This is a genomic window from Streptomyces griseorubiginosus (genome assembly GCF_001514195.1).
GTDB lineage: Bacteria > Actinomycetota > Actinomycetes > Streptomycetales > Streptomycetaceae > Streptomyces > Streptomyces griseorubiginosus.
The window spans coordinates 1,187,231-1,206,197 of sequence record NZ_KQ948736.1 but is presented as its reverse complement, the minus strand read 5'-3'; the positions used below and the strand labels follow the sequence as shown (position 1 = coordinate 1,206,197).

General features: G+C 70.7%; 19 protein-coding genes. 13 read left to right on the top strand and 6 right to left on the bottom strand.

The window, feature by feature from the left end:
- Nucleotides 1-15: 15 nt before the first annotated feature.
- The gene (locus AQJ54_RS17920; protein WP_211278555.1) at nt 16-930 is read right to left on the bottom strand and encodes a transposase family protein; all 915 of its coding nucleotides are present in this window, start codon (nt 928-930) and stop codon (nt 16-18) included.
- A gap of 125 nt (nt 931-1,055) precedes the next feature.
- The gene (locus tag AQJ54_RS17915; RefSeq protein ID WP_062238454.1) at nt 1,056-1,520 is read right to left on the bottom strand and encodes a DUF3093 domain-containing protein; all 465 of its coding nucleotides are present in this window, start codon (nt 1,518-1,520) and stop codon (nt 1,056-1,058) included.
- A 58-nt stretch (nt 1,521-1,578) separates the two neighbouring features.
- Here AQJ54_RS17915 and AQJ54_RS17910 point away from each other — a divergent pair, with 58 nt between their 5' ends.
- The 9 genes from AQJ54_RS17910 (at nt 1,579) to AQJ54_RS17870 (ending at nt 10,399) form a co-directional block, all read left to right on the top strand.
- Nucleotides 1,579-2,163 (top strand): PaaI family thioesterase, encoded by a 585-nt coding sequence (locus tag AQJ54_RS17910; protein ID WP_062022478.1) that lies wholly within the window; start codon nt 1,579-1,581, stop codon nt 2,161-2,163.
- Nucleotides 2,160-2,720, top strand: coding sequence for a dUTP diphosphatase (dut, locus tag AQJ54_RS17905; protein ID WP_062238452.1), 561 nt, complete (start codon nt 2,160-2,162; stop codon nt 2,718-2,720). The genes AQJ54_RS17910 and dut overlap by 4 nt, the downstream gene beginning before the upstream one ends.
- Nucleotide 2,721: 1 nt before the next feature.
- On the top strand, nt 2,722-3,480 hold the full coding sequence (locus AQJ54_RS17900) for a DUF3710 domain-containing protein (RefSeq protein ID WP_020139207.1): 759 nt from the start codon (nt 2,722-2,724) through the stop codon (nt 3,478-3,480).
- A gap of 165 nt (nt 3,481-3,645) precedes the next feature.
- The gene (locus AQJ54_RS17895; RefSeq protein ID WP_062238451.1) at nt 3,646-4,812 is read left to right on the top strand and encodes an alginate lyase family protein; all 1,167 of its coding nucleotides are present in this window, start codon (nt 3,646-3,648) and stop codon (nt 4,810-4,812) included.
- Nucleotides 4,813-4,905: 93 nt separating this feature from the next.
- Nucleotides 4,906-5,598 carry an ABC transporter ATP-binding protein gene (locus AQJ54_RS17890; RefSeq protein WP_062238449.1) on the top strand — a complete coding sequence of 231 codons (693 nt, stop codon included), beginning with the start codon at nt 4,906-4,908 and terminating at the stop codon, nt 5,596-5,598.
- Between the two features lie 222 nt (nt 5,599-5,820).
- Complete coding sequence (locus AQJ54_RS17885) at nt 5,821-8,487, top strand: sensor histidine kinase (RefSeq protein ID WP_062238447.1); 2,667 nt, start codon at nt 5,821-5,823, stop codon at nt 8,485-8,487.
- Nucleotides 8,484-9,167, top strand: coding sequence for a response regulator (locus tag AQJ54_RS17880; RefSeq protein WP_062022465.1), 684 nt, complete (start codon nt 8,484-8,486; stop codon nt 9,165-9,167). The genes AQJ54_RS17885 and AQJ54_RS17880 overlap by 4 nt, the downstream gene beginning before the upstream one ends.
- 80 nt (nt 9,168-9,247) lie before the next feature.
- Nucleotides 9,248-9,646: an OB-fold nucleic acid binding domain-containing protein gene (locus AQJ54_RS17875; protein ID WP_037710883.1), complete on the top strand. Its 399-nt coding sequence runs from the start codon at nt 9,248-9,250 to the stop codon at nt 9,644-9,646.
- 3 nt (nt 9,647-9,649) lie between these two features.
- Nucleotides 9,650-10,399 carry a DUF3159 domain-containing protein gene (locus AQJ54_RS17870; protein ID WP_062022462.1) on the top strand — a complete coding sequence of 250 codons (750 nt, stop codon included), beginning with the start codon at nt 9,650-9,652 and terminating at the stop codon, nt 10,397-10,399.
- A 150-nt stretch (nt 10,400-10,549) separates the two neighbouring features.
- Here AQJ54_RS17870 and AQJ54_RS17865 read toward each other — a convergent pair whose 3' ends face one another.
- Together AQJ54_RS17865 and AQJ54_RS17860 are read right to left on the bottom strand one after the other, a co-directional pair.
- The gene (locus tag AQJ54_RS17865) at nt 10,550-11,224 is read right to left on the bottom strand and encodes a potassium channel family protein (RefSeq protein ID WP_020139214.1); all 675 of its coding nucleotides are present in this window, start codon (nt 11,222-11,224) and stop codon (nt 10,550-10,552) included.
- Complete coding sequence (locus AQJ54_RS17860) at nt 11,224-11,895, bottom strand: potassium channel family protein (protein ID WP_020139215.1); 672 nt, start codon at nt 11,893-11,895, stop codon at nt 11,224-11,226. The genes AQJ54_RS17865 and AQJ54_RS17860 overlap by 1 nt, the downstream gene beginning before the upstream one ends.
- Before the next feature lie 408 nt (nt 11,896-12,303).
- Between AQJ54_RS17860 and AQJ54_RS17855 the strand changes: the two genes are divergently transcribed.
- From AQJ54_RS17855 to AQJ54_RS17845, 3 genes are all read left to right on the top strand, one after another.
- Nucleotides 12,304-14,355, top strand: a complete 2,052-nt coding sequence (locus tag AQJ54_RS17855) for an APC family permease (RefSeq protein ID WP_062022460.1) — start codon at nt 12,304-12,306, stop codon at nt 14,353-14,355.
- Nucleotides 14,356-14,433: 78 nt separating this feature from the next.
- On the top strand, nt 14,434-15,762 hold the full coding sequence (locus AQJ54_RS17850) for a class I SAM-dependent RNA methyltransferase (RefSeq protein ID WP_062022457.1): 1,329 nt from the start codon (nt 14,434-14,436) through the stop codon (nt 15,760-15,762).
- A 176-nt stretch (nt 15,763-15,938) separates the two neighbouring features.
- Nucleotides 15,939-16,640 carry an SDR family oxidoreductase gene (locus AQJ54_RS17845; RefSeq protein WP_062238446.1) on the top strand — a complete coding sequence of 234 codons (702 nt, stop codon included), beginning with the start codon at nt 15,939-15,941 and terminating at the stop codon, nt 16,638-16,640.
- 92 nt (nt 16,641-16,732) lie between these two features.
- On the opposite strand, the gene AQJ54_RS17840 is transcribed toward AQJ54_RS17845, so the two are convergent.
- Together AQJ54_RS17840 and AQJ54_RS17835 are read right to left on the bottom strand one after the other, a co-directional pair.
- A complete protein-coding gene (locus AQJ54_RS17840; protein WP_062238443.1) occupies nt 16,733-17,299 on the bottom strand; it encodes a TetR/AcrR family transcriptional regulator in 567 nt (188 codons plus the stop codon).
- An 82-nt stretch (nt 17,300-17,381) separates the two neighbouring features.
- Nucleotides 17,382-17,951: a TetR/AcrR family transcriptional regulator gene (locus tag AQJ54_RS17835; RefSeq protein ID WP_062238441.1), complete on the bottom strand. Its 570-nt coding sequence runs from the start codon at nt 17,949-17,951 to the stop codon at nt 17,382-17,384.
- Nucleotides 17,952-18,076: 125 nt separating this feature from the next.
- Between AQJ54_RS17835 and AQJ54_RS17830 the strand changes: the two genes are divergently transcribed.
- Nucleotides 18,077-18,946, top strand: coding sequence for an alpha/beta fold hydrolase (locus AQJ54_RS17830; RefSeq protein WP_062238439.1), 870 nt, complete (start codon nt 18,077-18,079; stop codon nt 18,944-18,946).
- The last annotated feature ends 21 nt before the right edge of the window (nt 18,947-18,967 follow it).

The following is an 18,967-nucleotide window of genomic DNA, read 5'->3' as shown; positions in this document are numbered from 1 at the left end:
TGCTCGCGGCCGTTCTCAGGTCGTGGCGGTGCGGTCGGATACGAGGCTGGCGATGGCGCGGTAGGTGTCGGGAAGGCGGTCGCGGCGGTGGGTCCAGCGCGTCAGTTGCTTCCAGCGTTTGTGGTCGGCGAGGGCATGTTCGACGGTGATGCGGTCGGATGAGTGTCCGTGGCGGTCGCGTTCCCACTGTTCGACCCTGCTGGGCAGTGCTCCGGGCCGTGGTTTTCTCGGCGGTGTGATCGCTTGCCCGCGGTGGTCGCGGCTCAGGCCGAGGTAGCCGTCGTCCAGGAGGACCTCAACGTCGGGGAAGTGTTGGAAGCAGACGTCGATGCCTTCGTTGCGGGCGGCCGTGGCATCGTGCATACGACCAGGCCGCAGGTTGTCGGTCCATAAGGTGCGGCCGCGCCAGTCGGCGATGACGGTGGCCTTCATGGTGTTCTGTCTCTTCTTCCCGGAAACGAAAGCGCGCCGTCCGCCGCGGCCAGCAGGTGGCCGGCGGACCTGGACTTCAGTGGCGTCCAGCCGCAGCTCGACGCCTTCGGCCTGGGCGTAGGCGAACACGTCGGCCAGAGTCCGTAATCGCAGGCCGGGGCGGTCGGGGACCGCGCATCCCCGCTCGGCCAGGAGCGTACGTATCTCGGCGATCGCACGGGTGACGGTGGAACGGTCGACACCGAACAGCAGCCCCAGCACCGAGTGCGGCAGGTCGTGCCGCAGATGGATCAGCGTGGCCACCAGCCGGTCGACGAAGACCAGCTGGTGACGGGCGCCAGCCCCTGCGGCCCGCTTCCTGGCCCCACCTCGTGCAGCATGGCGACGACCCTCGACCCCGGCCTGCCACGGCACCGCCAACTCCTGGACGAGGAGCGCAAGATGCCGTCGAGAGATCCCCGTGAACAGCGGATGCGCCAACACCGCCCGATTGACCATGATCGCCACACCCGGATCATGCCACCGGCCAGGAACGACGCCTCACCCGCTATCACGCACCAACTCGTAAGACTTCAGTGAGAAGACAGGGCCCCACCCGCCGGGTGAAGCCCTGCACGAACGTTCTATGCGGCGGCTGTGCGGGCTGCCTTCAGCGCCTCGGCCAGCCGCTCCGGCTCCCGCGTCGACAGGTACAGGTAGGGCGTCGGGTCCTGCGGATCGGTGACCTCCACCTTCAGCGCCCTCGGGATGTAGGCCCGCAGCAGCAGGAAGGCGCGGGTGTCGGCCTTGTACGTCCGCCAGGCCCGGGCCTCCTCCGGGTCCAGGACCTCCGCCTCGCCCAGCGCCGACACCGGGATCTTCGCCTCGCCGGCGATCAGCGAGTCACCCACGACCCGGATGCGCAGCGAGCCGTAGGAACTCGCCATCACCGCGGCGACGGCGGTGCCGCCGACCAGGCCGCCGAGCAGCGGAAGCGGGCCGAACGGCAGCAGGATCAGCGCGAAGGCGACCCCGACCAGGAAGGAGATCAGCCACCAGGAGCGGGGGGCGGTGAGGCGTTCGTCGTACGGGACGGCGGAGGGCTGCATGAAACCAAGCTTGGCACGGTGTCCTGACAGGCCCGACGCGCGGGTAAGGTCTGCGGCTGTGAGTGGTACTTCCCCGGCTCTTCAGCCTCCCGCCGACGCGGTGCGACCCGTGCGACACCCGGACGCCCCCGCGCCCGGTGAGCTCCTCGGTGCGCACTACGGCCAGTGTTTCGGCTGTGGCGGCGAGCAGCCCCACGGGCTGCACCTGGAGGCACGGGCCGGCGAGGGCGTCTCGGTCACCGCCGAGTTCACCGTGCGCCCCGCCCACCAGGGCGCCCCCGGACTCGCGCACGGCGGGGTGCTCGCGAGCGCCCTCGACGAGACCCTGGGCTCGCTCAACTGGCTGCTGCGCACGATCGCCGTGACCGGACGCCTGGAGACGGACTTCGTGCGGCCGGTGCCGGTCGGCACGGTGCTGTACCTGGAGGCCGAGGTGACGGCGGTGGCCGGGCGGAAGATCTTCTCGACCGCGACCGGCCGGATCGGCGGCCCCGAGGGGCCCGTCGCGGTCCGTGCCGACGCGATGTTCGTCGAGGTCAAGGTGGACCACTTCATCGACAACGGCCGTCCGGAGGAGATCCGGGCCGCCATGAACGACCCGGACCAGGTCCGGCGTGCCCGTGCCTTCGAGGTGAACCCGTGAGCCGTGAACCCCGTCAAGAGCTCGCCGTGCTGATCCGGCGCGTCGATCCCGACGTACCGCTTCCGGCGTACGCGCACCCCGGTGACGCGGGGGCCGATCTGCGGACCACCGAGGCCCGTGAACTCAAGCCGGGGGAGCGGGCCGTGCTGCCCACGGGGGTGTCTGTGGCGCTGCCGGAGGGGTACGCGGCCTTCGTGCACCCCCGGTCCGGCCTCGCCGCCCGCTGCGGTGTCGCTCTCGTGAATGCCCCGGGGACGGTTGATGCCGGGTACCGTGGGGAGATCAAGGTGATCGTGGTGAATCTCGACCCGCACGAGTCGGTGCGGTTCGAGCGCTTCGACCGGATCGCCCAACTCGTCGTCCAGCAGGTCGAGAGGGTCCGCTTCCAGGAGGTCGCGGAGCTTCCCGAGTCGGCGCGGGCCGAGGGGGGCTTCGGGTCCACCGGCGGTCACGCCGCCGTGGGCGACGGGGGCGATACAAGCGGTGAGGCCGCCCTGGGCGGCACAACGGGTGGGAATCGATACGCATCGGTCGTATCCGACCGGGAAGGACAGTGACGTGTTCGGACGTCGCAACAAGAAGGGTGCCGCCGAGGGCGCGGCCGGCGAGGCCGAGCAGGTCGTCGACAGTGTCGACACTGAGGCGGACGACGTGGAGCGCGAGCGCGTACGGCTGGAGCCGGAGCCGCGGCCCGACGGGCCCTGGGACAGCACCGAGGTGCGCGACCCCGCCGAGGGCCGGGTCGACCTGGGCGGTCTGTTCGTCCCGGGTGTCGACGGCATGGAGCTGCGGGTCGAGGTCGCGGGCGACGCGATCGTCGCGGCCACCGTCGTGCTGCGCGACAGCGCCATCCAGCTCCAGGCCTTCGCCGCTCCCAAGCGTGAGGGCATCTGGGGCGAGGTGCGCGAGGAGATCGGCTCGGGCATCACCCAGCAGGGCGGCATCATCGACGAGGTCGAGGGTCCGCTGGGCTGGGAGCTGCGCGCTCAGGTGCCGGTACAGCTGCCGGACGGCACGGGCGGCTTCCAGGTCGTGCGGTTCGTGGGTGTGGACGGCCCGCGCTGGTTCCTGCGCGGTGTGATCTCGGGCCAGGGCGCGGTGCAGCCGCAGGCGGCCGGGCTTCTGGAGCAGATCTTCCGGGACACGGTCGTGGTCCGCGGCGAGGGCCCGATGGCGCCCCGCGACCCGATCGTCCTCAAGCTGCCGAACGACGCCCAGATGGTCCCCGAGGGTGTCCAGCAGCAGGACGAGGGCTCCCGCTTCTCCGGTGGCATGGGTCAGCTCCAGCGCGGACCGGAGATCACCGAGGTCCGGTAGGCGTACAGCGCCCAGGCCCTGAGGGCCGTACCCCGTCAGGGGTGCGGCCCTTTCGCATGCGCGGACCCTTGACGGCGGATTGGTCTGTACCTACGGTCTCCGCTCAACGCCTCTGTTCATAAAGGCGCTTTCCGTTCACGTACAAGAACGAAAGGCCCCCCACGCATGCGCAGAACCGCTCTCCTCCTCACCGTCGCGGCCCTCGCCGCCGGAGCCCTCGCGGTGCCCGCCGACGCCGCTCCCACCACCTTCGCCCATCCCGGAGTCACCGTCTCCCGGGGCCAGTTGGACTTCGTCCGCGGCAAGGTCGAGGCCGGCGCCCAGCCCTGGAAGGGTGCCCTCGACCAGATGCTGGCGAGCAAGTACGCCGACCTGAACCGCACGCCCAAGCCGCGCGCGGTCGTCGAGTGCGGGTCGTACTCGAACCCCAACTACGGCTGCACCGACGAGCGCGAGGACGCGATCGCCGCGTACACCGACGCACTCGCCTGGTACCTCACCCGGGACGACCGGTACGCCAGGAAGGCCATCCAGCTCATGGACGCCTGGTCGGCGGTGATCACGGACCACACCAACAGCAACGCGCCGCTCCAGACCGGCTGGGCCGGTTCGACGTGGCCCAGGGCCGCCGAGATCATCAAGTACACGTACACCGGGAGCTGGGCGAACTCCGGGCGCTTCGCGACCATGTTGCGCAACGTCTACCTGCCCGAGATCATCAACGGCTCGAACTCCAACGGGAACTGGGAACTGTCGATGATGGAGGCGGCCGTCGGCATCTCCGTCTTCCTGGAGGACAAGGTGTCGTACGACAAGGCGATGGGGAAGTTCCGCACCCGTACCGCCGCCTACGTCTACCTGGAGTCCGACGGCGCGCTGCCCAAGACGGTGCCGAGCCAGAACCTCGACACCCGGGCCAAGGTCGTCAACTACTGGCAGGGGCAGTCCACCTTCGTCACCGGGCTCACCCAGGAGACCTGCCGGGATTTCACGCACACCGGGTACGGCATCTCCGCGATCTCGCACGTCGCCGAGACCAGTCGCATCCAGGGGCAGGATCTGTACGGCACCGATGTGGGCGAGCGGCTGCGGCAGGCGCTGGGGTTCCAGTCGAAGTACGAGCTGGGTGCGGCCGTGCCGAGCTGGCTGTGCGGCGGGTCGCTGAAGACGGGGCTCGGGCCGGTCACCGAGGTCGGGTACAACGCCCTGCACCATCGGCTTGGCATAGGCATGACCAACACGCAGGCGCTGACCGAGCGGAACCGGCCGGCGGGCAGCAACAATCTCTTCGTCGCGTGGGAGACGCTCACCCACGGGGACAACCCGAACTGAAAGCGTTGTAGGCCGGGCGCCGGGCGGTTGATACTGGCGCCCGGCTGCGCGGTTCGCGGTCTCGCGGTCCGCGGTTCGACGGGGGAGGAACGTATGACGCAGACGGTCACCGAGACCATGGTGCGGGTCGAGGACATCCACAGGTCGTTCGGTGAGGGGGCCGGCGCGGTGCACGCACTGCGCGGGGTGTCCTTCGAGGTGCCGCGCGGCGAGCTGGTGGCCCTCAAGGGGCGTTCGGGCTCCGGGAAGACCACGCTCCTCAACATCGTCGGCGGGCTCGACCGGCCCGACCGGGGGCGGGTGGAGATCGACGGGGTCGATCTCGCCGGGCTGGACGAGGACGGGCTGCTGGCGCTGCGCCGGGACCGCATCGGCTTCGTCTTCCAGTCCTTCGGGCTCATCCCGATCCTCACGGCAGCGGAGAACGTCGGCGTGCCGATGCGGCTGCGGCGGATGGACGCACGCGCGCGTGAGGAGCGGGTCGAACTGCTGCTGTCCCTGGTCGGCCTCTCGGACCACGCCAGGCAGCGGCCCGGTGAACTCTCGGGCGGCCAGCAGCAGCGGGTCGCCATCGCCCGAGCCCTCGCCAACAACCCCTCCCTCCTGGTCGCCGACGAGCCGACCGGCCAGCTGGACGCGGAGACCGGTCACTCGGTGATGGAGCTGCTGCGGGCGGTCGTACGCAGTGAGAACGTGACGGCACTGGTGGCCACGCACGACGCGACGCTGCTGGATCTGGCGGACCGGGTGCTGGAGGTGGGGGACGGGGAGATCGTGGCGGGCTGAGGGCGGTTCCGGGTTCGGCCGGGGCGCCACGAGGTGTGGTCCGGGACCACGGTGACGCCCCGCCGTGATGCGCGGAGTCGGCAGGACGGTCGTCGCAGCGCCCCCCCGCGTCAGAGTTGCGTCAAAGAGGCTCCCCGAGGCCGGTGCATGGCCGCTTTGCCGGGATCGGCGGACGTAGGGTCGGCGCTGCGCAGGCAGTCTCGACCGGAAGACAATGAGCTCATGGGACGCGGCAGGCTTCGGATCTACCTCGGTGCGGCACCGGGCGTCGGCAAGACGTACGCGATGCTCTCCGAGGCGCACCGCAGGGTGGAGCGGGGGACCGACTGCGTCGTGGGCTTCGTGGAGCACCACGGGCGGCCCCGCACCGAGGTGATGCTGCACGGCCTCGAGGAGGTCCCGCGCCGCGAGCTGGAGTACCGGGACGCCGTCTTCACCGAGATGGACGTCGACGCCGTGCTGCGGCGGGGCCCCGCCGTCGCCCTGGTGGACGAACTCGCCCACACCAACATCCCGGGCTCCCGCAACGCCAAGCGCTGGCAGGACGTGGAGGAGCTGCTGGCGGCCGGGATCGACGTGGTCTCGACGGTGAACATCCAGCATCTGGAGTCGCTCGGTGACGTCGTCGAGTCGATCACCGGGGTACGGCAGCGCGAGACCGTGCCGGACGAGATCGTGCGGCGGGCGGACCAGATCGAGCTGGTCGACATGTCGCCGGAGGCGCTGCGGCGGCGGATGGCGCACGGCAACATCTACCAGCCCGACAAGGTCGACGCGGCCCTGTCCAACTACTTCCGGCCCGGCAACCTCACCGCCCTGCGCGAACTCGCCCTGCTGTGGGTGGCCGACCGCGTCGACGAGTACCTCAAGCAGTACCGCAACGAGCACCGCGTCTCTCGGATCTGGGGTTCGCGGGAGCGGATCGTGGTCGGGCTGACCGGCGGGCCGGAGGGGCGGACCCTGATCCGGCGGGCCGCCCGCCTTGCCGAGAAGGGCGCCGGTGGCGAGGTCATCGCCGTCTACATCGCGCGCAGCGACGGACTCACCTCCGCCTCGCCCAAGGAACTCGCCGTGCAGAGGACCCTGGTGGAGGACCTCGGCGGAACCTTTCACCATGTCGTCGGCGACGACATTCCGGCCGCGCTGCTCGACTTCGCGCGCGGGGTCAACGCCACCCAGATCGTCCTCGGCTCCTCCCGCCGCAAGACCTGGCAGTACGTCTTCGGACCGGGCGTGGGCGCGACCGTCGCGAGGGAGTCGGGGCCCGACCTGGACGTGCACATCGTCACCCACGACGAGGTCGCCAAGGGGCGCGGACTGCCCGTCGCCCGGGGCGCCCGGCTCGGCCGGGCCCGCATCCTGTGGGGATGGGTCGTCGGCCTCGCGGCGCCGGTGCTGCTGACCGTCCTGCTCAGCGCCGTCGACCTCGGCCTCGCCAACGACATGCTGCTGTTCCTCGCGGTCGTGGTCGCGGCGGCCCTGCTCGGCGGCCTGTTCCCGGCGCTCGCCTCGGCCGCCGTCGGCTCGCTGCTCCTGAACTACTTCTACACACCGCCCCTGCACCGCTGGACCATCGCCGACCCGAAGAACATCGTCGCCATCGTGATCTTCGTGGGCGTCGGCATCTCGGTCGCCTCCGTCGTCGACCTGGCGGCCCGCAGGACCCACCAGGCCGCCCGGCTGCGCGCCGAGTCGGAGATCCTGTCGTTCCTCGCCGGGAACGTGCTGCGCGGCGAGACCGGCCTGGAGGAACTCCTGGAGCGGGTCCGGGAGACCTTCGGGATGGAGTCGGCGGCCCTGCTGGAACGGGCCGGTGACACCGAGCCCTGGACCTGCGCGGGCCGCTCCGGGCTCGGGCCGGCCGTGGACCGGCCGGAGGACGCCGACGTCGACGTACCGGTGGGGGACCACATGGCACTGGCGCTCACCGGCCGGGTGCTGCCCGCCGAGGACCGCCGGGTGCTCGCCGCGTTCGCCGCCCAGGCCGCCGTCGTCCTGGACCGCAGCCGCCTCCAGGAGGAGGCCGACCGGGCCCGCGCCCTGGCCGAGGGCAACCGGATCCGCACGGCGCTCCTGGCGGCCGTGTCGCACGATCTGCGGACCCCGCTCGCCGGCATCAAGGCGGCCGTCTCCTCGCTCAGGTCCGACGACGTGGCCTGGTCCGAGGAGGACCAGGCGGAGCTCCTGGAGGGCATCGAGGAGGGCGCCGACCGGCTCGACCACCTCGTGGGCAACCTGCTCGACATGTCCCGCCTCCAGACCGGCACGGTCACCCCGCTCATCCGGGAGATCGACGTGGACGAGGTGGTGCCGATGGCGCTCGGCGGGGTGCCCGACGGGAGTGTCGAGCTGGACGTCCCGGAGACCCTGCCGATGGTCGCCGTGGACCCGGGGCTCCTGGAGCGCTCGGTGGCCAACCTGGTCGAGAACGCCGTCAAGTACAGCCCGTCCGGGCGGCCCGTCAGGGTCTCCGCCAGCGCCATCGCCGACCGGGTCGAGGTGCGGGTCGTCGACCGCGGCCCCGGCGTCCCCGACGAGGCCAAGGAACGCATCTTCGAGCCCTTCCAGCGCTACGGCGACGCCCCGCGCGGTGCCGGGGTGGGGCTCGGCCTCGCGGTGGCCCGGGGTTTCGCGGAGGCCATGCACGGCACCCTCGACGCCGAGGACACGCCCGGGGGAGGCCTCACCATGGTGCTGACGCTCCGGGCCGCGCACATGCGCGGGGAACTCCCCGACGAACCCTTCGCGGAAGCGGAAGCGGAAGCCGGAAGCGCGGAAGCGGAAGCCGAAAGCACGGAAGCGGAACCCGGAAGCACGGAAGCGGAACCCGGAAGCACCGAAGCCGAAGCCGGAAGCACGGAAGCGGAACCCGAAAGGCAGGCCACATGACGAGGGTGTTGGTCATCGACGACGAGCCGCAGATCGTGCGCGCCCTCGTGATCAACCTCAAGGCGCGCAAGTACGAGGTCGACGCGGCGCACGACGGCGCCACCGCGCTGCGGCTCGCCGCCGCCCGCCACCCCGACGTGGTCGTCCTGGACCTCGGCCTGCCCGACATGGACGGCGTCGAGGTGATCAGAGGGCTGCGCGGCTGGACCCGGGTGCCGATCCTCGTGCTGTCCGCCCGGCACTCCTCCGACGAGAAGGTCGAGGCGCTGGACGCGGGCGCCGACGACTACGTGACCAAGCCGTTCGGCATGGACGAGCTGCTGGCCCGCCTCCGGGCCGCCGTGCGCCGCGCCGAGCCCACCGGGGGCGACGAGGACGACGTCCTGGTGGAGACCGACGAGTTCACGGTCGACCTGGCCGCCAAGAAGGTCCAGAGGCACGGCAGGGACGTACGGCTCACGCCCACCGAGTGGCACCTGCTGGAGGTGCTGGTCCGCAACACCGGGCGGCTGGTCAGCCAGAAGCAGCTCCTCCAGGAGGTCTGGGGGCCGTCGTACGGCACGGAGAGCAACTACCTGCGGGTCTACATGGCCCAGCTGCGCCGCAAGCTGGAGGCGGATCCCTCGCACCCCAAGCACTTCGTCACGGAGCCGGGAATGGGGTACCGGTTCGAGAAGTGAGGGCCCGGGGACGCAGGGCCGGTTCGAACGCCAGTGCCGTGGGTACAACGCTGTCGGCGGGCCCCGGTACGCTTTTGGATATGAGTGCTGTTCCGCGTTCCGAGAAGCCGGTGGGCCGGTTCCGGCGCATGCTCGACCGGCTCTCCTCCTCGCAGGAGGACCTGGAGTCCGAGGAGCTGCGCGAGGACACCGAGACCGCGGGCTGCACCCGGATCGGCGACTGCCACGACCGCCAGATCGTGACCGTTACTGGTACCTTGCGCACGGTCACCCTGCGACCGCGCGCGGGCGTCCCCGCCCTGGAGGCCGAGCTGTTCGACGGCTCCGCCGCCCTGGACGTGGTGTGGCTCGGCAGGCGCTCCATCGTGGGCATAGAGCCGGGGCGCAAGCTGATCGCGTCGGGCCGGATCTCCATGAGCCGGGGCCGCCGGGTGCTGTTCAATCCGAAATACGAACTCCGACCCGTGGGACGGGAGTAGCCGGTGACGTCTCTCGACAAGCCGACCGAAGACACTGAGACCGACGACGCGCGGGCGGTGACCGAGGCAGCCCTGTTCGAGGCGTTCGGCGGCGTCCGGGGCATGGTCGAGACGGTCCTGCCAGGGCTGCTCTTCGTCACGATCTTCACGATCAACAAGGACCTGCACCTGTCGGCGATCGCCGCGCTCGCGGTGTCCCTGCTGCTGGTCGTGGTCCGCCTGGTCATGCGCGACACCGTCAAGCACGCCTTCAGCGGGGTCTTCGGCGTCGCCTTCGGTGTCGTCTTCGCGATGATGACCGGCAACGCCAAGAACTTCTACCTGCCCGGCATGCTGTACACCCTGGGCCTGGGCCTGGCGTACGTCATCAGCACCCTCGCCGGTGTACCGCTGATGGGGCTCATCCTCGGCCCGGTCTTCAAGGAGAACCTCTCCTGGCGGACCCGCAACCCCGGCCGCAAGAAGGCCTACGCCAAGGCCAGTTACGCCTGGGGCGGCATCCTGCTCGCCAAGTGCGCGATCCTCTTCCCGCTGTACTGGTGGGCCGACACCGCGCAGCTCGGCTGGGTCCTGGTCGCCCTGAAGATCCCGCCCTTCCTGCTGGCCGTATGGCTGACCTGGGTCTTCCTCGCGAAGGCGCCCGCTCCGATCGACGTGTTCGCGGAGATGGAGGCGGAGGAGAAGGCCGAGGAGGAGCGGAAGCGCGCGGAGCGCGAGGAGACCGCGGGCGGGCGGCACCGGCGGGAGGCATAGCGCTCGGTGCCGGGTGCGGGCCGTGCTGGGGGCTGCCGCCCCCAGGCCCCCGCTTCGGCCCCGAAAGAGCCTCGTCCTCAAACGCCGGACGGGCTGAAGTGAGAAAGGGCGCCCTGAGATTTCCAGGGCGCCCTTCCGTCGTCGTAACCGCTAGGACGCTTCTTCCTTGCGGACCGACAGCAGGTCCTCCAGCTGCTCCTCGCGGGCCTGGGCCGCCACGAACAGGAGTTCGTCGCCCGCCTCCAGGGAGTCGTCCTGGGACGGGGTGAGGACGCGGGTGCCGCGGATGATGGTCACCAGGGAGGTGTCCTCGGGCCACTCCACGTCGCCGACCGTGGTGCCGGCCAGGGCCGACTCCTCCGGGAGGGTCAGCTCGACGAGGTTCGCGTCGCCGTGGCTGAAGCGGAGCAGGCGGACCAGGTCGCCGACGCTCACCGCCTCCTCGACCAGCGCCGACATCAGGCGCGGGGTGGACACGGCGACGTCCACGCCCCAGGACTCGTTGAACAGCCACTCGTTCTTGGGGTTGTTCACCCGGGCGACGACCCGCGGGACGCCGTACTCGGTCTTCGCCAGCAGGGAGACGACCAGGTTGACCTTGTCGTCGCCGGTCGCGGCGATCACGACGTTGCAGCGCTGGAGCGCGGCCTCGTCCAGGGAGGTGATCTCGCAGGCGTCGGCGAGCAGCCACTCCGCCTGCGGGACGCGCTCGACCGAGATGGCGGTCGGCGCCTTGTCGACGAGGAGGACCTCGTGGCCGTTCTCCAGCAGCTCGCCCGCGATCGAGCGGCCGACCGCGCCGGCACCGGCAATGGCGACCCTCATCAGTGACCGCCCTCCTCTTCGGGGCCCTCGGCGAAGGACGCCTCGACCTTCTCGATGTCGTCCGTACGCATCATCACGTGGACCAGGTCACCCTCCTGGAGCACGGTCTGCGAGGTGGGCAGGATCGCCTCCCCGAGGCGGGTCAGGAACGCCACCCGGACGCCCGTCTCCTCCTGCAACCTGCTGATCTTGTGGCCGACCCAGGCGGACGAGGCGTGCACCTCGGCCAGTTGGACGCCACCCGTGGGGTCGCGCCACAGCGGCTCCGCGCCGGACGGCAGCAGCCGGCGCAGCATCTGGTCCGCCGTCCAGCGGACCGTGGCCACCGTCGGGATGCCGAGGCGCTGGTAGACCTCGGCACGCCGCGGGTCGTAGATACGGGCCGCGACGTTCTCGATGCCGAACATCTCGCGGGCGACCCGCGCGGCGATGATGTTGGAGTTGTCGCCGCTGGAGACCGCGGCGAAGGCGCCGGCCTCCTCGATGCCCGCCTCGCGCAGGGTGTCCTGGTCGAAGCCGACTCCGGTGACACGACGGCCGCCGAAACCGGAGCCCAGTCGTCGGAAGGCGGTGGGGTCCTGGTCGATCACGGCGACCGTGTGCCCCTGTTGCTCCAGGGTCTGGGCGAGAGCGGAACCCACTCTCCCGCAGCCCATGATGACGATGTGCACGACCGTCCTTCCGGTGTCAATAACTACTGCTCAGCCACATCAGGGTCTCAGACAGAGGCCCAAGCTACACACGCGCGGTAGGACGAGGGCACCCCTGTGCACGGTTGCCCCCAACTTCGTGCTGTCAGCGGCGGCTGATGCTGCGGACGCTCGCGAGGGTCAGGATTCCGAGGCCGACGAGGGCGGCGGCGGCACCGATGAGCTCGGCGGTCGTGTACATGAGGCCTCCGGGGGCGGGGTCGGACGGGGTCCTGTCATAGCGGGGTCGGACGGGGGTCTTGTCATATAGGCATGCGGATCCGTGCGGCCGTGGAATCCGTAGCCGGGGAGCGTCCGGTTTTCACCCGGAGAGCAGATGCGGGGTGCCGGGTGGTTGAGCGCACGTTCGAACGCTTACGCTTCTCTGTTGTGTCCAAACTGACCGACGTGCCCAAACGGATCCTGATCGGGCGCGCACTGCGCAGTGATCGGCTCGGGGAAACGCTCCTGCCGAAGCGCATCGCCCTTCCCGTGTTCGCCTCCGACCCGCTGTCCTCCGTGGCGTACGCGCCCGGCGAGGTGCTGCTGGTCCTGTCCATCGCGGGTGTGTCGGCGTACCACTACAGCCCGTGGATCGCCGTCGCGGTCGTCGTGCTGATGTTCACCGTGGTCGCCTCCTACCGGCAGAACGTGCACGCCTACCCGAGCGGCGGCGGCGACTACGAGGTGGCCACGACCAACCTCGGCCCCAAGGCCGGCCTCACCGTCGCCAGTGCCCTGCTCGTCGACTACGTCCTCACCGTCGCCGTCTCCATCGCCTCCGGCATCGAGAACCTCGGCTCCGCGGTGCCGTTCGTCGTCGAGCACAAGGTGCTCTGCGCGATCGCGGTGATCGTGCTGCTGACGCTGATGAACCTGCGCGGGGTCAAGGAGTCCGGCTCGCTCTTCGCGATCCCGACCTACGTCTTCGTCGCGGGCGTCTTCGTCATGATCGCGTGGGGCGCGTTCCGCGGGCTGGTCCTCGGCGACACCATGCGGGCACCCACGGCGGACTACCACATCAAGGCCGAGCACCAGGGCCTGGCCGGCTTCGCCCTGGTCTTCCTGATGCTGCGCGCCTTCTCCTCCGGCTGTGCCGCGCTCACCGGCGTCGAGGCGATCTCCAACGGCGTGCCGGCCTTCCGCAAGCCCAAGTCGAAGAACGCGGCGACGACCCTCGCGATGATGGGCCTGCTGGCCGTCACCATGTTCTGCGGGATCATCGCGCTGGCCATGACCACCAACGTCCGCATGGCCGAGAACCCGGCCGTCGACCTGATCCACAACGGCGTCCCCCTCGGCTCCGACTACGTCCAGAACCCGGTGATCTCCCAGGTCGCCGAGGCCGTCTTCGGCAAGGGCAGCTTCCTGTTCGTCGTGCTGGCCGCGGCCACCGCGCTGGTGCTGTTCCTGGCCGCCAACACGGCCTACAACGGCTTCCCGCTGCTCGGCTCGATCCTCGCCCAGGACCGCTACCTCCCGCGTCAGCTGCACACCCGCGGCGACCGCCTCGCCTTCTCCAACGGCATCGTGCTGCTGGCCGGTGCGGCCGGGCTGCTGGTGTGGATCTACGGCGCCGACTCGACCCGGCTCATCCAGCTCTACATCGTCGGCGTGTTCGTGTCCTTCACGCTCAGCCAGACCGGCATGGTCCGGCACTGGAACCGGCACCTGGCCGTGGAGAAGGACCCCGCCAAGCGCACCCACATGATCCGCTCCCGCGCGATCAACGCCTTCGGCGCCTTCTTCACCGGGCTCGTCCTGGTCGTCGTCCTGGTCACCAAGTTCACGCACGGCGCCTGGGTGGCCCTGCTCGGCATGTGCATCTTCTACGCCACGATGACGGCGATCCGTAAGCACTACGACCGGGTCGCCGAGGAGATCGCCGCGCCCGAGGGCCCGAGCGACGACAGCCTGCGGCCCTCCCGCGTCCACTCCGTCGTCCTGATCTCCAAGATCCACCGCCCGGCACTGCGCGCCCTCGCCTACGCCAAGCTGATGCGCTCGGACTCGCTGGAGGCCCTCTGCGTCAACGTGGACCCGGCCGAGACCAAGGCACTGCGCGCCGAGTGGGAACGGCGCGGGATCGACGTACCCCTCAAGGTGCTGGACTCGCCGTACCGCGAGATCACCCGGCCGATCATCGACTACGTCAAGGGGCTCCGGAAGGAGTCGCCGCGGGACGCGGTGTCCGTGATCATCCCCGAGTACGTGGTCGGGCACTGGTACGAGCATCTGCTGCACAACCAGAGCGCGCTCAGGCTGAAGGGCCGGCTGCTGTTCACGCCGGGGGTCATGGTGACCTCGGTGCCTTATCAGTTGCAGTCCTCGGAGGCGGCCAAGATCCGGGCGAAGCGGCGGCAGGAGTGGAACGCGCCGGGGGCGGTGCGGCGCGGGCCCGCCGCCGTGGACCGGGCGAAGGAGCCGTCGCAGCCGAAGTAGACTGGACGGCTGTTGTCCCCACGCGGGTCGCCCACTGTCGCGGACGCGTGTCCCTCACCATTTTGGAGTCACCCCGCCATGCAGGCAGAACCGAAGAAATCGCTGGTGGGGACGGAGTTCGAGGTCGAGGTCGGCCCGGTCGCCCACGGCGGGCACTGCATCGCCCGGACGACCGACGGCCAGGTGCTGTTCGTGCGGCACACCCTGCCCGGTGAGCGGGTGGTGGCCCGGGTGACCGAGGGTGAGGAGGGCGCGCGGTTCCTGCGCGCCGACGCCGTGACGGTCCTTGAGGCGTCCAAGGACCGCATCGAGGCGCCCTGTCCCTACGCCGGTCCCGGCCGCTGCGGCGGCTGCGACTGGCAGCACGCCAAGCCGGGAGCGCAGCGACGCCTCAAGGGCGAGGTGGTCGCCGAGCAGTTGAAGCGGCTCGCGGGCCTCACCCCCGAGGAGGCCGGCTGGGACGGCACCGTGATGCCGGCCGAGGGCGACAAGCTGCCGGCGGGCGAGGTACCCGCGTGGCGCACACGCGTGCAGTACGCGGTGGACGCCGACGGCAACGCGGGCCTGCGCCGCCACCGTTCGCACGAGGTCGAGCCGATCGAGCACTGCATGATCGCCGCGCCGGGCGTGAGCGAGCTGGGCATCGAGGAGCGCGACTGGTCGGGGATGGCGTCGGTGGAGGCGATCGCGGCGACAGGGTCGCAGGACCGCATGGTCATCCTGGAGCCCCGGCCGGGCGCCCGGCTGCCCCTCGTGGAACTCGACAAGCCGGTCTCCGTCATGCGGGTCGAGGAGAAGGACGGCGGCGTCCACCGCGTCCACGGCCGTGCGTTCGTGCGCGAGCGTGCCGACGGGCGCACCCACCGGGTGGGCAGCGGCGGCTTCTGGCAGGTGCACCCGCAGGCGGCCGACACCCTGGTGAAGGCCGTCATGCAGGGCCTGCTGCCGCGCAAGGGCGAGATGGCGCTCGACCTGTACTGCGGTGTCGGCCTGTTCGCGGGCGCGCTGGCCGACCGGCTCGGCGACCAGGGCGCGGTGCTCGGCATCGAGTCGGGCAAGCGCGCGGTCGAGGACGCCCGGCACAACCTCGCCGACTTCGACCGGGTCCGCATCGAGCAGGGCAAGGTCGAGAGCGTCCTGCCGCGGACGGGTATCACCGAGGTCGACCTGATCGTCCTGGACCCGCCGCGGGCGGGGGCGGGCCGCAAGACGGTGCAGCACCTGTCGTCCCTGGGGGCGCGGCGCATCGCGTACGTCGCGTGCGACCCGGCCGCGCTGGCGCGGGACCTGGCGTACTTCCGTGACGGCGGGTACCGGGTGCGGACGCTTCGGGTGTTCGATCTGTTTCCGATGACGCATCACGTGGAGTGCGTGGCGGTTCTGGAGCCGGTGGGGAAGGGTTCCTGAGCTGCCGTAGATCCGTGCCGAGGGCGCGTCCGTCACCGACGGGCGCGTCCTTTTCGTTTGTGGTGGCTGAGTGGTCGTCGGGGTGGGAGATCCATGCACGGCCGGGCTTGCCTGGGGAAACCGATCGGTTTACGCTACTGGAAACCGATCGGTTTCCTGTCTGTGGAGGTTCAGTCATGACCGCTCTCAAGGGCGCCAACGTCTTCGTCACCGGCGGCAGCCGCGGTATCGGCAAGGCGCTGGTGGAGGAGTTGTACGCGCGCGGGGCCGGCAAGGTCTACGCCACGGCCCGCGATCCGCGCACCGTCACGCACCCGGACGCGGTCCCGGTGGCGCTGGAGGTCACCGACCCGGCCTCGGTGGCCGCGGCCGCCGCGCAGGCCGGCGATGTCACCGTCCTCATCAACAATGCCGGTGCCGTCGTCGGCGCGTCCTTCCTCGACTCCCCGGTCGACGACGTACGCCGGGAGTTCGAGACCAACTTCTACGGCCCGCTCCTGCTCACCCGGGCCTTCGTGCCGATCATCGAGCGCAACGGCGGCGGTCACCTGCTCAACGTGCACTCCGTGCTCTCCTGGATCGCGCTCGGCGGTTCCTACAGCGCCTCCAAGGCCGCGCTCTGGTCGCAGACCAACTCCCTGCGCCTGGAGCTCCAGCCGCGCGGCATCGACGTCACCGGTCTGCACGTCGGTTACGTCGACACCGACCTCGCGTCCGGCGTCGACGCCCCCAAGTCCGACCCCCGTGACGTGGCCGCGCTCGCCCTCGACGGTGTCGAGACCGGGGCGTACGAGGTGCTCGCCGACGACATCTCACGTCACGTCAAGGCGGGGCTGGCGGGCGACCTGGCGGGGCTGTACGAGCAGCTCGGCAAGTAGGGGCGCGGCGCATCCCGACGGTCCGCGGGGATGGCTGGATGTCGGGATGGCGGGACGGCTGGATGTCGGGATGGATGGGTGTGCTGGATGGTTCAGCGCACGCCCGCCGCGTCGAGCAACGTGGTCACGGTGGGGGCGACGAGCCCCGGCAGGGTGTCCGCCTGGATGCCCGCGCGAGCGCTCGCGCCGTCGAAGACCAGGCTGAGCTGCCGGGCCAGCAGATCGGGGTCGCTCGCGCCGCCCTGTTCGGCCTCGGTGCGGAAGAAGGACGTCAGGTTCGCCTTGACCTGGTGGGCCACCTGGCTCGCCGGGTGGTCCTGGTCCTTGAGTTCGACCTGCACGGCCAGGAACGGACAGCCGTAGAAGTCGGGCGTCGCCGCCTGCGTCTCCACCTGTGCGAAGACGTGCAGGATGCGCTCGCGCGGTGAGCGGCCGTCGTCCGCCGGGGGCAGGTACGTGGCCACGTAGGCGGAGGCCCGCTCCTTCAGGCTCACTGCCAGGAGTTCGTCCTTGCTGCCGAACAGCTGGTACATGGAGCGCTTCGACACGCCGGCCGCCTTGCACAGCGCCTCGACACCGATGCTGACGCCGTTCCGGTAGGTGAGTGTGGCCGCCGCCTCCAGCAGCCGCTCCCTGGGGCTCTTCACTTCGGTGGTCATACGGCGAGGTTACCCGGAGCGGACGGGGTGAAGACCGATCGGTTTCCCGCTCGGCTTCCGAGCCAGGGCGCAGGCTCGCGCGTCAGCGCATGTTCGCCGCGTCGAGCAGGGTCGTCACCGTGGGGATGACCAGTCCGCCGCGTGTGTCGGCGTCGATGCCCGCGCGGGCGCCGGCGCCGTCGAAGACCAGCATCAGTTGGCGGGCCAGCAGGTCCGGGTCGTTCGCTCCGCCCCGTTCGGCCTCGGTGCGGAAGAAGGCCGTCAGGTTCTCCTTGATCCGGTGGGCCGCCCGGCTCGCGGGGTGGTTCGGGTCCTTGAGCTCGATCTGCACGGCGAGGTAGCGGCAGCCCTGGAAGCCGTGGTCGCTCGCCTGCGCCTCCGTCTGTTCGAAGACGCGCAGGATCCGTTCGCGGGGCGGGCGGGTGTCGTCTGCCTCGGGAAAGAGTGCCGTCACCTGGGCGGAGGCGTGTTCCTCCAGGCTCGCCGCCAGCAATTCGCCCTTGCTCTCGAACAGTTTGTACAGGGAGCGCTTGGACACTCCCGCCGCCCTGCACAGGGCGTCGACGCCCACGCTGACGCCCTCGCGGTAGGTCAGCGCGGCCGCTGCCTCCAGCAGGCGCTCTCGGGAGCCGGGCGTCGTCTCGGTGGTCATGAGGCGAGGTTAACGCGAAATCCCGCCGCAGGAAACCGATCGGTTTACAATGCGGGAAACCGATCGGTTTCGCATGCTCCGAAGAGGGCGTGTTGCTGACCCCCTACGCAGAAGGAGACGGCGAGATGCCCAGCCGGGAACCACGCCCCACGATCCACATTCCGGGGACCACCGAGCACACTGTCCCCCCGCGCGGCGCCCACGAGGGAACGCTGCGCTACCTCAAGGCGGGCACCGGCGCCCCCTTGGTCCTGCTGCACACCGTGCGCACTCAGGCCGAGCACTTCCGCTCGCTCATCCCGTTGATCTCCGACCGCTACACCGTGTACGCCCTCGACCTGCCGGGGATGGGCTACTCCGAGATCGTGCCCGGTGCGTCGTACGACGAGCCGGCGATGCGTGCCGGTGTCGAACGGCTTCTCACCGAACTCGACCTCCACGACGTGACGTTGGCCGGGGAGTCCATGGGCGCGGTGCTCGCCCTGACCACCGCGGCCGGTCTCCCCGAGCGGGTCCGTCGCGTGGTCGCGGTCAACGCCTACGACTTCCGCGGCGGCATCGCCCGCTCCGGCCTCCTCGCCCGGGTCGTGGTCAGCGGGGTTCTCGCGCCCGGGGTGGGCCCCGTGATCGCCGCCGTGGAACCCAGGCCCGCCCTGCGCGCGATCCTTCGCGGCGGCCTCGGCGACAGGAGCGCGCTGCGGGAGGACTACGTGGACGAACTCCTCCAGGTGGGCGCCCGCCCCGGCTACCCGACCGTCGCCCGGGCCGTCTACCAGGCCCTGCCGAGCCTCATCGAGGCCCGCTCCCGCTACCCCGAGGTCCAGGCGCCCGTCCACCTCGTCTACGGCGAGAAGGACTGGTCCCGCCCCTCGGACCGGGACGCCGACCGGCGGCTGCTTCCCGGCGCCGACTTCACCCAGATCCCCCGGGCCGGCCACTTCATCGCCCTGGAGCGCCCCGACGTACTGGCCGGCCTGCTGAACGCGGGGGCTTGAGACCCACGCCGGGCCCGTCCG